This is a genomic window from Pseudomonas sp. p106 (genome assembly GCF_003936645.1).
Taxonomy (GTDB): domain Bacteria; phylum Pseudomonadota; class Gammaproteobacteria; order Pseudomonadales; family Pseudomonadaceae; genus Aquipseudomonas; species Aquipseudomonas putida_E.
Window position 1 is genome coordinate 44064 of the sequence record NZ_RHQR01000024.1, and the last position, 12647, is coordinate 56710.

General features: G+C 63.5%; 11 protein-coding genes. 7 read left to right on the plus strand and 4 right to left on the minus strand.

Translation table 11 applies throughout. The annotated features are described in order from the left end of the window. Positions 1–165: 165 nt before the first annotated feature. From EGJ09_RS23145 to EGJ09_RS23165, 5 genes are all read left to right on the plus strand, one after another. Positions 166–975: a gamma-glutamyl-gamma-aminobutyrate hydrolase family protein gene (locus EGJ09_RS23145; RefSeq protein ID WP_046786078.1), complete on the plus strand. Its 810-nt coding sequence runs from the start codon at positions 166–168 to the stop codon at positions 973–975. A 378-nt stretch (positions 976–1353) separates the two neighbouring features. Then, the gene (gene kdgD / locus EGJ09_RS23150; protein ID WP_125924878.1) at positions 1354–2265 is read left to right on the plus strand and encodes a 5-dehydro-4-deoxyglucarate dehydratase; all 912 of its coding nucleotides are present in this window, start codon (positions 1354–1356) and stop codon (positions 2263–2265) included. A 102-nt stretch (positions 2266–2367) separates the two neighbouring features. After that, positions 2368–3729, plus strand: coding sequence for an MFS transporter (locus EGJ09_RS23155; RefSeq protein WP_115274677.1), 1362 nt, complete (start codon positions 2368–2370; stop codon positions 3727–3729). Positions 3730–3805: 76 nt separating this feature from the next. After that, a complete protein-coding gene (gene garD / locus EGJ09_RS23160) occupies positions 3806–5359 on the plus strand; it encodes a galactarate dehydratase (RefSeq protein ID WP_115274676.1) in 1554 nt (517 codons plus the stop codon). Positions 5360–5476: 117 nt separating this feature from the next. After that, a complete protein-coding gene (locus EGJ09_RS23165; RefSeq protein ID WP_046786074.1) occupies positions 5477–7057 on the plus strand; it encodes an aldehyde dehydrogenase (NADP(+)) in 1581 nt (526 codons plus the stop codon). 179 nt (positions 7058–7236) lie between these two features. On the opposite strand, the gene EGJ09_RS23170 is transcribed toward EGJ09_RS23165, so the two are convergent. After that, positions 7237–7986, minus strand: a complete 750-nt coding sequence (locus EGJ09_RS23170; RefSeq protein ID WP_046786073.1) for a FadR/GntR family transcriptional regulator — start codon at positions 7984–7986, stop codon at positions 7237–7239. Positions 7987–8209: 223 nt separating this feature from the next. On the opposite strand from EGJ09_RS23170, the gene EGJ09_RS23175 reads away from it, so the two are divergent. Beyond that, on the plus strand, positions 8210–8860 hold the full coding sequence (locus EGJ09_RS23175; RefSeq protein WP_125924879.1) for a DUF998 domain-containing protein: 651 nt from the start codon (positions 8210–8212) through the stop codon (positions 8858–8860). A gap of 75 nt (positions 8861–8935) precedes the next feature. After that, positions 8936–9265 (plus strand): hypothetical protein, encoded by a 330-nt coding sequence (locus tag EGJ09_RS23180; RefSeq protein WP_125924880.1) that lies wholly within the window; start codon positions 8936–8938, stop codon positions 9263–9265. A 60-nt stretch (positions 9266–9325) separates the two neighbouring features. Here the strand turns inward: EGJ09_RS23180 and EGJ09_RS23185 are convergent, their stop codons facing one another. The 3 genes from EGJ09_RS23185 to EGJ09_RS23195 form a co-directional block, all read right to left on the minus strand. Next, positions 9326–10246: a LysR family transcriptional regulator gene (locus tag EGJ09_RS23185; RefSeq protein WP_125924881.1), complete on the minus strand. Its 921-nt coding sequence runs from the start codon at positions 10244–10246 to the stop codon at positions 9326–9328. A 24-nt stretch (positions 10247–10270) separates the two neighbouring features. Continuing rightward, complete coding sequence (locus tag EGJ09_RS23190; protein WP_125924882.1) at positions 10271–11245, minus strand: quinone oxidoreductase; 975 nt, start codon at positions 11243–11245, stop codon at positions 10271–10273. Between the two features lie 109 nt (positions 11246–11354). Then, positions 11355–12569, minus strand: coding sequence for a YeeE/YedE family protein (locus tag EGJ09_RS23195; RefSeq protein WP_125924883.1), 1215 nt, complete (start codon positions 12567–12569; stop codon positions 11355–11357). Positions 12570–12647: the final 78 nt, after the last annotated feature.

Here is a 12647-nt window from a genome sequence, read left to right on the forward strand (position 1 = left end):
TCAGTCGTTTGACATATCGAACGGCTCTGGCAAGCTATCTACAAGCCCCGACCGGCATCGTCGCCTCTGACGAGCCGGCAGTGCTCGGGGCTTCAGGTAGCACACCAGGCCCCGCGCCGTGCACCTGCACAACAACGGCAGGTCGAACCTGCCATAAGGTGACATATGTCCAACAGCAACATTGGCAACAAGCAACCTTCCCTGCGCAAACCCGTCGTCCTGATGACCATGGGCAGCCAAGAGCGCAAAGGCCATGACTACCAGGTCATGACCCACAAATACATCACCCCGCTGGTCGATTTCGCTGATTGCGTCCCGGTACTTGTGCCCACCTGCTGTGGCACCGAAGACCTCGAGACCTATCTGGACATGGCCGACGGCGTATACCTGACCGGTGCCGGCAGCAACATCGAGCCGAGCCTGTATGGCCAGGAAAACCAGACCCCAGGCAAAGGCCAGGACGTCAACCGCGACCTGTTCGATATTCCGCTGGTCAAGGCAGCGCTAAAGCGTGGCCTGCCCATCTTCGGCATCTGCCGCGGCATGCAGGAAATCAACGTCGCCCTGGGCGGCGATATCTACCAGAAGGTTTACGCCGAACCAGGCTACAACGACCACCGGGAAAACCCGGAAGATCCGGTCGACGTGCAATACGCTCAGGTGCATGGCGTGAAGATCAAGGCGGGCAGCTGGCTTCACGACGCCCTTGGCACCGACGAGATCCGCGTCAACTCGCTGCATGGCCAAGGCCTGCGTAACCTGGGTACCGGCATCGAACCGATCGCCCACGCCGAAGACGGCCTGGTCGAAGCGATTCACGCCCCGAGCATTTCGCCGTTCCTGTTCGCTGTACAGTGGCACCCGGAGTGGCAAGCGGCCAAGAACCCTGATTCGATCAAGATCTTCCAGGCCTTCGGCGATGCCTGCCGCGCCCAGGTGCGCAAATCCCAGATCAAGCGCCAACAGGCCGCCTGACACTCAGCTTCGTCAGTTTTGATCGCGGGGCGGCGCAAGGCCGCCCCCCGCTTCCCCGGTCACCCTCTGCTGGTCCCAGAACACTTCCCGTGGCTGCGGGCGGCGGGCTTGTGCCTGTCTCCGCGATCGTTTTTCCCCTCCCGAGAGATACGATGACTGTTTAGATGGTTGTCGTCAGGTTTTCTGCGCCTGGGATATCGAGCGCCGCCGCGCCGCACATCGCGATCTGCGCGATTCAGCCCCACCAAAAATCCCCCGATTGGCCACGTGCCCCAAAAATTTTCCACGGAGGGACTAGTCATCACACTAGTTGTACGATAACTTACCTCCAACGCAAAACAACACACTTCACCCAAGCGCCACAGGATGCCAATAACAATGAATCCACAAGAACTGAAATCCATCCTCTCCCACGGCCTGCTGTCTTTCCCGGTCACAGACTTCAATGCCCAGGGCGACTTCAACCAGGCTGGCTACATCAAGCGCCTGGAATGGCTTGCCCCGTACGGCGCCAGCGCCCTGTTCGCCGCCGGTGGCACCGGTGAGTTCTTCTCCCTGGCCGCCAGCGAGTACAGCCAGGTAATCAAGACCGCCGTCGACACCTGCGCCACGTCTGTACCGATCCTCGCCGGCGTCGGTGGCTCCACCCGCCAGGCCATCGAATACGCACAGGAAGCCGAGCGCTTGGGTGCCAAGGGCCTGCTGTTGCTGCCGCACTACCTGACCGAAGCCAGCCAGGACGGTGTAGCCGCCCACGTCGAAGCGGTGTGCAAATCGGTCAACATCGGGGTGGTGGTGTACAACCGCAATGTCTGCCGCCTGAACGCCGACCTGCTGGAAAAGCTTGCCGAACGCTGCCCTAACCTGATCGGCTACAAGGACGGCCTGGGCGACATCGAGCTGATGGTGTCGATCCGTCGCCGCCTGGGTGACCGTTTCAGCTACCTGGGTGGCCTGCCGACCGCCGAGGTGTATGCTGCCGCTTACAAAGCCCTGGGTGTGCCGGTGTACTCCTCGGCGGTTTTCAACTTCATTCCGAAGACCGCGATGGACTTCTACCACGCCATCGCCCGCGACGATCAGGCCACCGTTGGCAAGCTGATTGACGACTTCTTCCTGCCATACCTGGACATCCGCAACCGCAAGGCCGGTTATGCCGTGAGCATCGTCAAGGCAGGCGCGAAGATCGCCGGTTACGACGCAGGCCCGGTGCGCACGCCGCTGACCGACCTGACTGGCGAAGAATACGAAATGCTCGCAGCCCTGATGGACAAGATGGGCCCGCAATAAGCGGCCCCCGCGGCCTGCCATCGCCGCACCCGGAGTGGGCCATCCCACTCCGGCTACAACTCGTGAGCCCGCACAAAAATAACTAGTGGGAGTATTACCAGCATGCAAGCGACTAAAAAGACGCATGTGCGCTACCTGATCCTGTTCATGCTGTTTCTGGTGACCACGATCAACTATGCCGACCGCGCCACCATCGCCATCGCAGGCTCCAGCCTGCAGAAGGACCTCGGCATTGACGCCGTAACCCTCGGTTATATCTTCTCCGCCTTCGGATGGGCTTACGTTGCCGGCCAGATTCCTGGTGGCTGGTTGCTGGACCGCTTCGGCTCCAAGAATGTCTACGCCTTCAGCATTTTCACTTGGTCGCTGTTCACCCTGCTGCAGGGTTTTGTCGGTGGCCTGCCGGTCGCCTGGGCGGTCGTCACCTTGTTCACCCTGCGTTTCCTGGTTGGTTTTGCCGAAGCACCATCGTTCCCGGGTAACGCCCGCATCGTTGCGGCCTGGTTCCCCACGGCAGAACGTGGCACAGCATCGGCGATCTTCAACTCGGCGCAGTATTTCGCCACCGCACTGTTCGCCCCGATCATGGGTTGGATCGTGTTCAGCTTCGGCTGGGAACACGTATTCGTGGTGATGGGTGCACTGGGTATCGTGTTCTCCATGGTGTGGCTGAAGACCATCTACAACCCGCGCCAACACCCACGCATCAGCCCCAGCGAACTTGAGCACATCGAGCAGAACGGCGGCCTGGTGGACATGGACCAGAAGCGCGGCAATGACGGCCCTAAATGGGGCTACATCAAGCAACTTTTGACCAGCCGCATGCTGCTGGGCGTTTACCTGGGCCAGTACTGCATCAACGCCATCACCTACTTCTTCCTGACCTGGTTCCCGGTGTACCTGGTGCAGGAGCGCGGCATGACCATCCTCAAGGCGGGCATCATCGCCTCGCTGCCGGCAATCTGCGGCTTCATCGGCGGTGTGCTCGGTGGTGTGCTGTCTGACTGGCTGCTGCGCCGCGGCAATTCGCTGACCTTCTCGCGCAAGCTGCCGATCGTCTGTGGCCTGCTGCTGTCGACCACCATGGTCTTCTGCAACTATGTCGAGGCGGAGTGGATGGTGGTCGGCTTCATGACCCTGGCCTTCTTCGGCAAGGGCATCGGCGCACTGGGCTGGGCCGTAGTCGCCGATACCTCGCCCAAGCAGATCGCAGGGCTGTCCGGCGGCCTGTTCAACACCTTCGGCAACATTGCTTCGATCACCACCCCGATCGTCATTGGTTACATCATCAGCGCAACCGGCTCCTTCAAGTGGGCGCTGGTGTACGTGGGCGCCAACGCCCTGGTAGCGGTGTTCAGCTACCTGGTCATCGTCGGGCCGATCAAGCGTATCGAGTTGCGTGAGGATGCAAAGCCAGACGCTGAGCCTGCCGCCCCGGGCGAACTGGCCAGCGCACGTCACTGAGTGAACACGCCCGCGCCGGCAATCCCGGTGCGGGCGGATGTACAAAGCCTGAGACCATCACAAACAGGGCCCGAACATGCAGTTGATCGAACATTCCGACTCGCCCCGCTACGTCCGCCTGCACGACGACGATAACGTCGTGGTAGTGGTCAACGATGGCGGCCTGGGCGAAGGCGCGCGCTTCCCCGATGGGCTGACCCTTGTAGAAGGCGTGCCGCAGAGCCACAAAGTGGCCACCGTACGGATCGCCAAGGGCGAGCCGGTGCGGCGCTATGGGCAGATCATCGGTTACGCCCTGGAAGACTTGCGCCAGGGCAGCTGGGTGCAGGAGAGCCAACTGGCCATGCCGTCTGCCCCGGAACTGGACAGCCTGCCGCGCTGCGATGCCGTACCTGCGCCCCTGCCTGCGCTGGATGGCTTCACCTTCGAGGGCTACCGCAATGCTGACGGCACCGTCGGTACCCGCAACATCCTGGGCATCACCACCACCGTTCAGTGTGTGACCGGTGTGCTGGAACATGCAGTCAAGCGCATCCGCAGCGAATTGCTGCCCAAATACCCCAATGTCGATGACGTGGTCGCCCTCACCCACAGCTATGGCTGCGGCGTGGCGATCAACGCCCGTGATGCCTACATCCCGATCCGCACCGTGCGCAACCTGGCACGCAACCCCAACCTGGGTGGCGAAGCGCTGGTCATCAGCCTGGGCTGCGAGAAACTGCAGGCCGGCCAGGTGATGCACGACAACGACCCGTCGGTAGACCTCAGCGAGCCCTGGCTGTATCGCCTGCAGGATGCCAGCCTTGGCTTCACTGAAATGATCGAGCAGATCATGGGCCTGGCCGAGACGCGCTTGCAGAAGCTCGACAAGCGCCGCCGCGAGACCGTACCGGCCAGTGAGCTGATCCTGGGCATGCAGTGTGGCGGCAGCGATGCATTCTCCGGCATCACCGCCAACCCGGCGCTGGGCTATGCCGCCGACCTGCTGGTGCGGGCCGGCGCTACTGTGCTGTTCTCGGAAGTGACCGAGGTGCGCGACGCCATCTACATGCTTACCTCCCGCGCTGAAAACCAGGCAGTCGCGGATGCGCTGGTGCGCGAAATGGACTGGTACGACCGCTACCTGCAGCAAGGTGCGGCCGACCGCAGCGCCAACACCACGCCAGGCAACAAGAAAGGCGGCCTGTCCAATATCGTCGAAAAATCCCTGGGCTCGATCGTCAAGTCCGGCAGTGGCGCCATCCAGGGCGTGCTCGGGCCGGGCGAGCGGGTAAACCGCAAGGGCCTGATCTTCTGCGCAACGCCCGCCAGCGACTTTGTCTGCGGCACCCTGCAGCTGGCGGCCGGGATGAACCTGCACGTATTCACCACTGGCCGCGGTACCCCGTACGGCCTGGCCATGGCGCCGGTCGTCAAGGTGTGCACCCGTACCGAACTGGCCCAACGCTGGCCGGACCTGATCGACATCGACGCCGGGCGCATCGCCAGTGGCCGCTCAAGCATCGAGGAATTGGGCTGGGAGTTGTTCCACTACTACCTGGACGTGGCCAGCGGCCGCAAGCAGACCTGGGCAGAACAACACCGGCTGCACAACGACATCACCCTGTTCAATCCGGCGCCAATCACCTGATGGTTCGGCCTTGCCCGGTACTTCAATGGCACACGCCCGCCTGTGGGAGCCAGCTTGCCGGCTTGCACAGGTCATGCGACACCCACTGATCAACCCTTCCACACACAGGAGCACACCATGCCTGAGATTCTTGGCCACAACTTCATCGCCGGCCAGCGCAGCGCCGCTGGCGAGCAACGCCTGCAGAGCCTGGACGCCACCACTGGCGAGGCCCTGCCCTACAGCTTCGCCCAAGCCACCGAGGCCGAGGTGGATCAGGCGGCCCAAGCGGCGGCAGCGGCCTTTGCCGAATTCCGCCAGCTGGCCCCGGCACGTCGTGCCGAGTTCCTCGACGCCATTGCGGCGGAACTGGACGAGCTGGACGACGCCTTCGTCGCCGTGGTCTGCCGTGAAACCGCCTTGCCCGCCGGGCGCATCCAAGGTGAGCGTGGCCGCACCAGCGGTCAGATGCGCCTGTTCGCCCAGGTGCTGCGCCGTGGCGACTACCTCGGTGCACGCATCGACCTGGCCTTGCCCGAACGCCAGCCGTTGCCCAGAGTTGACCTGCGCCAGATGCGCATCGGCGTGGGCCCGGTCGCCGTGTTCGGCGCCAGCAACTTCCCGCTGGCCTTCTCCACCGCAGGCGGTGATACCGCTGCAGCCTTCGCCGCCGGTTGCCCGGTGGTGTTCAAGGCGCACAGCGGGCACATGGCCACGGCCGACCTGGTCGGTGCGGCCATCGTCCGCGCTGCCGAACGCACCGGCATGCCCAAGGGCGTCTTCAACATGGTGTTTGGCGGTGGCGTCGGTGAGTGGCTGGTCAAGCACCCGGCTATCCAGGCAGTCGGCTTCACCGGCTCGCTCAAGGGCGGGGACGCTCTGTGCCGCATGGCCGCCGAACGCCCGCAACCCATCCCGGTATTCGCCGAGATGTCCAGCATCAACCCGGTGATCATTCTGCCGGGCGCGCTGGCCAAGCGTGGCGACGCCATTGCCCGCGAGCTGGCCGGCTCCGTGTGCCTGGGTGCTGGCCAGTTCTGCACCAACCCTGGCCTGGTGATCGGCCTGCAATCGCCACAGTTCAGCCAGTTGCTCGCCGACCTCGGCCAGCACCTGGACCAGCAAGCCGGCCAGACCCTGCTCAACGCCGGTGGCCTGCGCAGCTACGTGGGCGGCCTGGAGCACCTGCAGGCCCATGCTGGCATCGAACACTTGGCAGGCCAGCCTCAGGAAGGTAGCCAGGCGCGGGCACAACTGTTCAAGGCGGATGCCCGTTTGCTGGTGGACGCCGACCCGCTACTGCAGGAAGAAGTGTTCGGCCCGACCACCGTTGCCGTTGAAGCTCAGGACAACGCGCAGCTGCGCGCCGCCCTGCTCGGCCTGCGTGGTCAGCTGACCGCCACGCTGATCGGTGAGCCCGAAGACTTCGAAGCATTTGCCTGGCTGGTACCGCTGCTGGAAGAAAAGGTTGGCCGCATCCTGATCAATGGCTACCCGACCGGTGTGGAAGTGTGCGACGCCATGGTCCACGGCGGGCCTTACCCGGCCACCTCCGACGCCCGTGGTACGTCCGTCGGCACCCTGGCCATCGACCGCTTCCTGCGCCCGGTGTGCTACCAGAACTACCCGCAGTCGCTACTGCCTGAGGCACTGCGTGACAACAACCCGCTGGGCCTGCGCCGGTTGGTGAATGGGCAGTGGAGTGACGGGGCGATCTGAACGCCCTGATGCGATGAAAGCCCCGTATTTGCGGGGCTTTCTTTTGAGTCTTGCATTGGATTTACCGGCCCTGTCGCCGGCAAGCCGACTCCCACTGGGTTAGCGCTGAGCTTGAGAGCAGCGGGGTATCTGTGCGAGCCGGCTTGCCGGCGATAGGGCCAGCACAGCCACCGGTGAATTCAAACCCCTTGCGCCTCAGCCTCCGCATGCGCCTGGCGCAACCGCTCACGGCTGTTGCTCAGGTGCATGCGCATGGCCATCTTGGCCCCTTCGCTGTCGCTTCGGGCGATGGCTTCGTAGATCGCCTCGTGCTCATGCATCAATCGGCCCATGTAGTGCGCCTGGTCATCATGCGCCAGGCGCGCCGAGTTGAGCCGGGTACGCGGGATGATGCTGGTACCGAGGTGGTTGATGATGTCGGCAAAGTAGTGGTTGCCGCTGGCCTGGGCGATACGCAGGTGGAACTGGAAGTCCGCCGACACCGCATCGGTGGCATGGGCGGCACCCTCGTTGAGTTCGTCCAGCGCCGCACGCATGCCTGCCAGCTCTTCATCGCTGCGCCGTTGCGCCGCAAGGCCTGCCGACTCGATCTCCAGGGCGATGCGCAGCTCCAGTACCGCCAGCACCTCACGCAGCGTGACCACGGTGGCCGGGTCGATGCGAAAGCCCCCCGTGGCAGGCGTGTCCAGCACAAAGGTGCCGATGCCATGGCGGGTCTCGACCTGCCCGGCGGCCTGCAGCCGCGAGATCGCCTCACGCACCACGGTACGGCTCACGCCCTCCTCGGCCATGATCTGCGATTCGGTCGGCAGCTTGTCGCCGCGCTTGAGCTGGCCGCTGCGAATACGCTCGGTCAGCACCGTGACCAGTTCCTGGGCCAGACTGCGCGGCTTGCGCCGGGTCTTTGCCTGTACCTGTTGCTCTGTCATGCCCTGTGTTTCACCTTGAAAGACAGCCGACATCATAGCGCAAGCAGTTGTACGATCACATACACCCGACGGGGTATTTATCAACACAAGGCGGCCGGCATAGAGCGTTGCCCGAAATAAGGAGTGTGGCAGCGGACCCGCCTGCGAAGAGGCCAGGACAGACGGCATCCATCTCGGTACTGTATACGCATCGATTGGTCACTCCATGGAAGGAAAACCGCTGATGAATACCTTCGACCGCTGCCTGCTCTGCTGCGGGCTGATCATCCCGTTCTGGCTGCTGCTTGGCGTTTGGTTCACCGCCCAAGCCTACCCAGGCTACGATCATCTGCAGCAGGCCATGAGCCAGCTGGGCGCGGTGGGCGCCCCAACCCAACGCTGGTCACCCCTGCTCAACAACTTCCCGCTCGCTGTGCTGTTTACCCTGTTCGCCTGGGGTCTGGCCCGGCGCTGGCGAGGCTCGAAGCTCGCCCTTGCCAGCGCGGCACTGGTATTGCTGCATGGGCTCGGCAGCCTGGGCACCGGCTTTTTTCCCTGCGATCAAGGCTGTGCGCCTGCGCAACCCTCCCTGTCCCAGCAACTGCACAACGCGTCCGGCTTGCTGATGTTTCTCTCGTTGACCCTGGCCAGTGCGCTTTGGGTATGGGGCGGGAAAGGCGTGGCCGGCTCGCGTGCGTTAGGGGCATTTTCCCTGATTTGTGTGGTGGCTGCGGTAGCCACTGTCGTCCTGATGGCCCAGGCGGCGCAGAGCGGTCGACTGTTCGGCCTGTTCCAACGGCTGAACTATGCCGTTTCCGTGCTCTGGGTCACCGGACTTGCCCTGCACAGTCTGCGGACCACGCTGGCAAATCGCCTGCGCATCGCCACCACCTGACCTGAAAAATACTGGCCCCCCGGCACTTTAAGCGAAGGCAAACTCCGTTCTTCTTCAGATGCTTAGGACAGCAACATGCGAGTATTTCTAGCAACGGTGGCCGGCTGCCTGCTGGCCACGACTGCCTTCGGCGCCCAGGCCAGAGCGCTGAGCCAGAATGACCGCCATGTTTGTGGTTGGGGTTCGCAGATCGCCGCCGAGGCCCAGCAGGCCAAGCTTTCCGGCGTGACCCTGTATGCCACGCGCAAGAAACTACAGGTGCGCCGGTTCGCCAAACCATGGATGCGCATGACCGCCTTCGGCATCACTGAACAGACTTACAACAGCCGCTCACGGCTCAAGCCGGCAGCCATCAAGCAGACCTACTACGAGCAGTGCGTACAGCATGCAATTGCAAAGCGATAAAACTATATATATCAGTAACTTATATAGCTTATTTAATGCTTTATCTGGAGCAGGTCAGCCCTAGCGCCGCCATGGCGGGCCCTCCTTGAACTGCTCCGCGACCCATGCCTTGAACGCCCCCAACGAGGCCGTGTTCAAGCGTGCCGATGGTCGCACCAGATAGATCCCGGCCGCCGCATCCAACTCCCATTGCGCAAGTACCCGCACCAGGCGACCGGCGGCCAGGTCCTCGCCCATCAACCAGTCACCGCCAGCGAGTATGCCTACGCCACGACGCGCCGCCTCTAACAGGGCTTCGTTGTCGTTGCCGCGCAATGACCCACTGATCTTCACACTCACCTGAAGGTTTCCACGGGTGAGCCGCCATTCAGGGAATGATCGTAAGCCACTGAATCCCAAGCGATTGTGTTTTGACAAGTCTTCTGGTTTTGTCGGTTCGCCCTGGCGGGACAAGTAGGCCGGTGAGGCGCAGAGGATGCGGACGTGATCACAGAGCTTAGTGGCCACCAGGCGGTTGTCGGCCAGTTCACCGATGCGTATGGCAGCATCAAAACCTTCCCCAACCAAGTCGACGAAGCGGTCGGCATACTCGGCTTCCAGGGTCACCTGCGGATGGGCCAGGACAAAGTCCGCCAGCATGCCGCTCAACCAGCGCCGCCCCATCGCCGCAGGCAAGGCCAGGCGCAGGCGCCCGCGCACCGACGCCGCACCCTCGGTAGCCTCCTGCTCTGCCTCTGCTATCAGCCGGCTGGCCTCGCGCACACGCACCACCAGGCGTTCGCCCTCATCGGTGAAGCGCAGTTGCCGAGTGGTGCGTTCCACCAGGCGAATGCCAAGGCGCTGTTCCAGTGCGCTGAGGCGTTTGGACAGTACTGTGGGGTGGCGCGCCAACTGGCGGCCGGCGGCCGAGAAAGAGCCCTGCTCGTGCAGGGCCAGCAAGGTGGCAAGTTCATCGGCGCGGCGGCTGTCAAAGGCGTCCATGGCAAGGCTCTGTGGCTGGGTCAGTCAAGTGGTGAGAATCAGCGCCCCTTCCGACAGCCCCTGTTCCAGGTCTTCTTGGGCCCTGGCTGCTTCGGCCAACGGGTAGCGGCGCCATACCCGTGGCTGGATGATACCTTCGGCGACTGCCGACAGCACGTCGCCTGCGCGCTGCTGGTATTCCTCCACTGTGCGGGTATGGGCGGCCAGCGATGGCCGGGTCACGTACAACGAGCCTTTAGCGTTGAGGGTGCCAACCTCGATCGCTGCCGGGGTGCCCGTGGTCGCACCGAACGATACCAGCAGCCCACGCAGGCGCAGGCTGTCCAGGGACGCTTGCAGCGAGACCTTGCCGACACTGTCATACACCACATCCACGCCTTGGCCCCGGGTGAGTTCATGCACCTGACCAGCCAGCGTCGCAGCATCGAATACCAGCACATGGTGACAACCCGCTGCCTGCGCGCGCGCCATGCTTTGTGGTCGAGATACCACGCCAATCACCGTTGCGCCCAGGTGCCGCGCCCACGGTACCATTAGCTGGCCGAGCGCGCCGGCGGCGCCATAAAGCAGTATCTGGGTGCCGGGCCCGACCGGGTAAGTCGTCTTGAGCAGGTATTGTGCAGTGATCCCCTTGAACAGGATGGCAGCGGCAGCTTCATAGCTTACCTCGTCCGGCAGATGCACCAGACGCTCGGCAGGATACAACCGGCCGCTCGCATAGCCGCCCACGGGGCCTGTGGCATAACCGACACGGTCGCCGACCTTAACATTGTGTACACCCTCACCCATCGCGACGACGCGCCCGGCACCCTCCAGGCCTAGCCCCGATGGCAGTAGCAGCGGTGCACCGCCTTGACGCTGCAGCACATCCAGCGGATTGACGCCTATGGCGGCTTGCTCCAGCCAGACCTCGCCAGGCCCTGGTCGTTGGATTTGCAGGGGTTGCAGGCGCATGACGTCGGTAGCGCCGGTAGCGCTCAACACAATTCGGGTCGCCATGTTCGATTCCTTGAGGGAGTGAAAGACCGACTCAGGCTAATTAGTCGGCAGGAATCGAACAATCAGGTTGGGTGCAGATGATTCCTGCACCCGATGAAGCAAAGTGTTATCAGCAGCCCGTCAGTGCCGCTGGCCGGCGCTCACCGGCAAAGAACAATGGGCGCAGACGCACGCCGATCATGTTCCCGGTGTAGGCCGCAATCAGCCACAGCCAGCCATGCACGCTACCCGAAGCGATGCCGCTGAAGTAAGCGCCAATGTTGCAACCATAAGCCAGGCGCGAACCGTAGCCCAGCAGCAGGCCACCGAGCACTGCGGCTATCAGCGAGCGCAACGGGATGTTCAGGCTCGGCGCAAAACGCCCGGCCAGGCCAGCCGCCAGCAGCGCACCCAGCACGATGCCAAGGTCCATGACGGTGGTCACGTCTTGCCACAACGGGGCTGCCAGCGCCTTGGCGTTGGCCGGCGACTGCCAGAACACCCAGCTGCCGACGTCCACACCCAGGCTGGAGAGGGTCTTGGCGCCCCACAGGGCAAAAGCGGAGGTAATGCCCCACGGGCGCCCGGCCAGGGCCAGGGTGGCGTAGTTCAGCAAGGCCAGGGCAATAGCGCCCCACAGCAACGGCCATGGGCCACGCAGGAAGCGTCGCAGGCCTTGGTGCTCACTGCTCACAGGGGCTTCGAGGCCGCCGTGGCGGCGCTTTTCCAGTACCACCGTGGCCCAGGCGATCATCGCGAACACCGCCACGCTGGCCAGCAGCGCCGGCGCTACCCCCCAGGCCTGGACGATCGAGGTGGCCGGCAACGATGGCAAGGCGAACCACCAGTCAGCATGGTGCGTGGCAGTGACCGAGCCGATGATGAAGAACAGCAGCGTCACCAGCATTCTGGCGTTGCCCCCGCCGACGGTGAACAGCGTGCCCGAGGCACAACCGCCGCCCAGTTGCATGCCGATACCGAAGATGAACGCGCCAAACACCACAGAAACCCCGGCTGGCGCCACCAGCCCGGTCACCGGGTTGCCAAACAGGCTGCCAGCCGACAACGCCGGGAAGAACAGCAGCACGGCCAGGGTCAGCATGACCATCTGCGCACGCAGGCCGGCGCCTCGTCGTTCGTTGATGAATACGCGCCAGGCCGAGGTGAAACCGAACGCTGCGTGGTAGAGCGTCAGCCCCAGGGCGGCGCCGACGATCAGCAGCAGTACCTGCTTGAACCCGGCATTGAGGTTGAGGAACCAGGCACCAGCCAGCAGCAGGGCCAAGGCAATCAAGGGGGCGCCCAGGCGGCGCGGTTCGGGTGTTGCGGTTGCGGAAAGACCCATCGGAATGCTCGGATTACTGTAAAACGGGGGGCGATTATAGCGCCGGGGTTCGATCAATGCTGCTTTGGGTGGCCTTCA

Excerpts from the sequence above, each read along its gene's own strand:
- kdgD (WP_125924878.1), top strand. The coding sequence starts at position 1,354 with ATGAATCCACAAGAACTGAAATCCATCCTCTCCCACGGCCTGCTGTCT.
- EGJ09_RS23185 (WP_125924881.1), bottom strand. The coding sequence starts at position 10,246 with ATGGACGCCTTTGACAGCCGCCGCGCCGATGAACTTGCCACCTTGCTG.
- EGJ09_RS23170 (WP_046786073.1), bottom strand. The coding sequence starts at position 7,986 with ATGACAGAGCAACAGGTACAGGCAAAGACCCGGCGCAAGCCGCGCAGT.
- EGJ09_RS23145 (WP_046786078.1), top strand. The coding sequence starts at position 166 with ATGTCCAACAGCAACATTGGCAACAAGCAACCTTCCCTGCGCAAACCC.
- EGJ09_RS23175 (WP_125924879.1), top strand. The coding sequence starts at position 8,210 with ATGAATACCTTCGACCGCTGCCTGCTCTGCTGCGGGCTGATCATCCCG.
- garD (WP_115274676.1), top strand. The coding sequence starts at position 3,806 with ATGCAGTTGATCGAACATTCCGACTCGCCCCGCTACGTCCGCCTGCAC.
- EGJ09_RS23195 (WP_125924883.1), bottom strand. The coding sequence starts at position 12,569 with ATGGGTCTTTCCGCAACCGCAACACCCGAACCGCGCCGCCTGGGCGCC.
- EGJ09_RS23155 (WP_115274677.1), top strand. The coding sequence starts at position 2,368 with ATGCAAGCGACTAAAAAGACGCATGTGCGCTACCTGATCCTGTTCATG.
- EGJ09_RS23190 (WP_125924882.1), bottom strand. The coding sequence starts at position 11,245 with ATGGCGACCCGAATTGTGTTGAGCGCTACCGGCGCTACCGACGTCATG.
- EGJ09_RS23180 (WP_125924880.1), top strand. The coding sequence starts at position 8,936 with ATGCGAGTATTTCTAGCAACGGTGGCCGGCTGCCTGCTGGCCACGACT.
- EGJ09_RS23165 (WP_046786074.1), top strand. The coding sequence starts at position 5,477 with ATGCCTGAGATTCTTGGCCACAACTTCATCGCCGGCCAGCGCAGCGCC.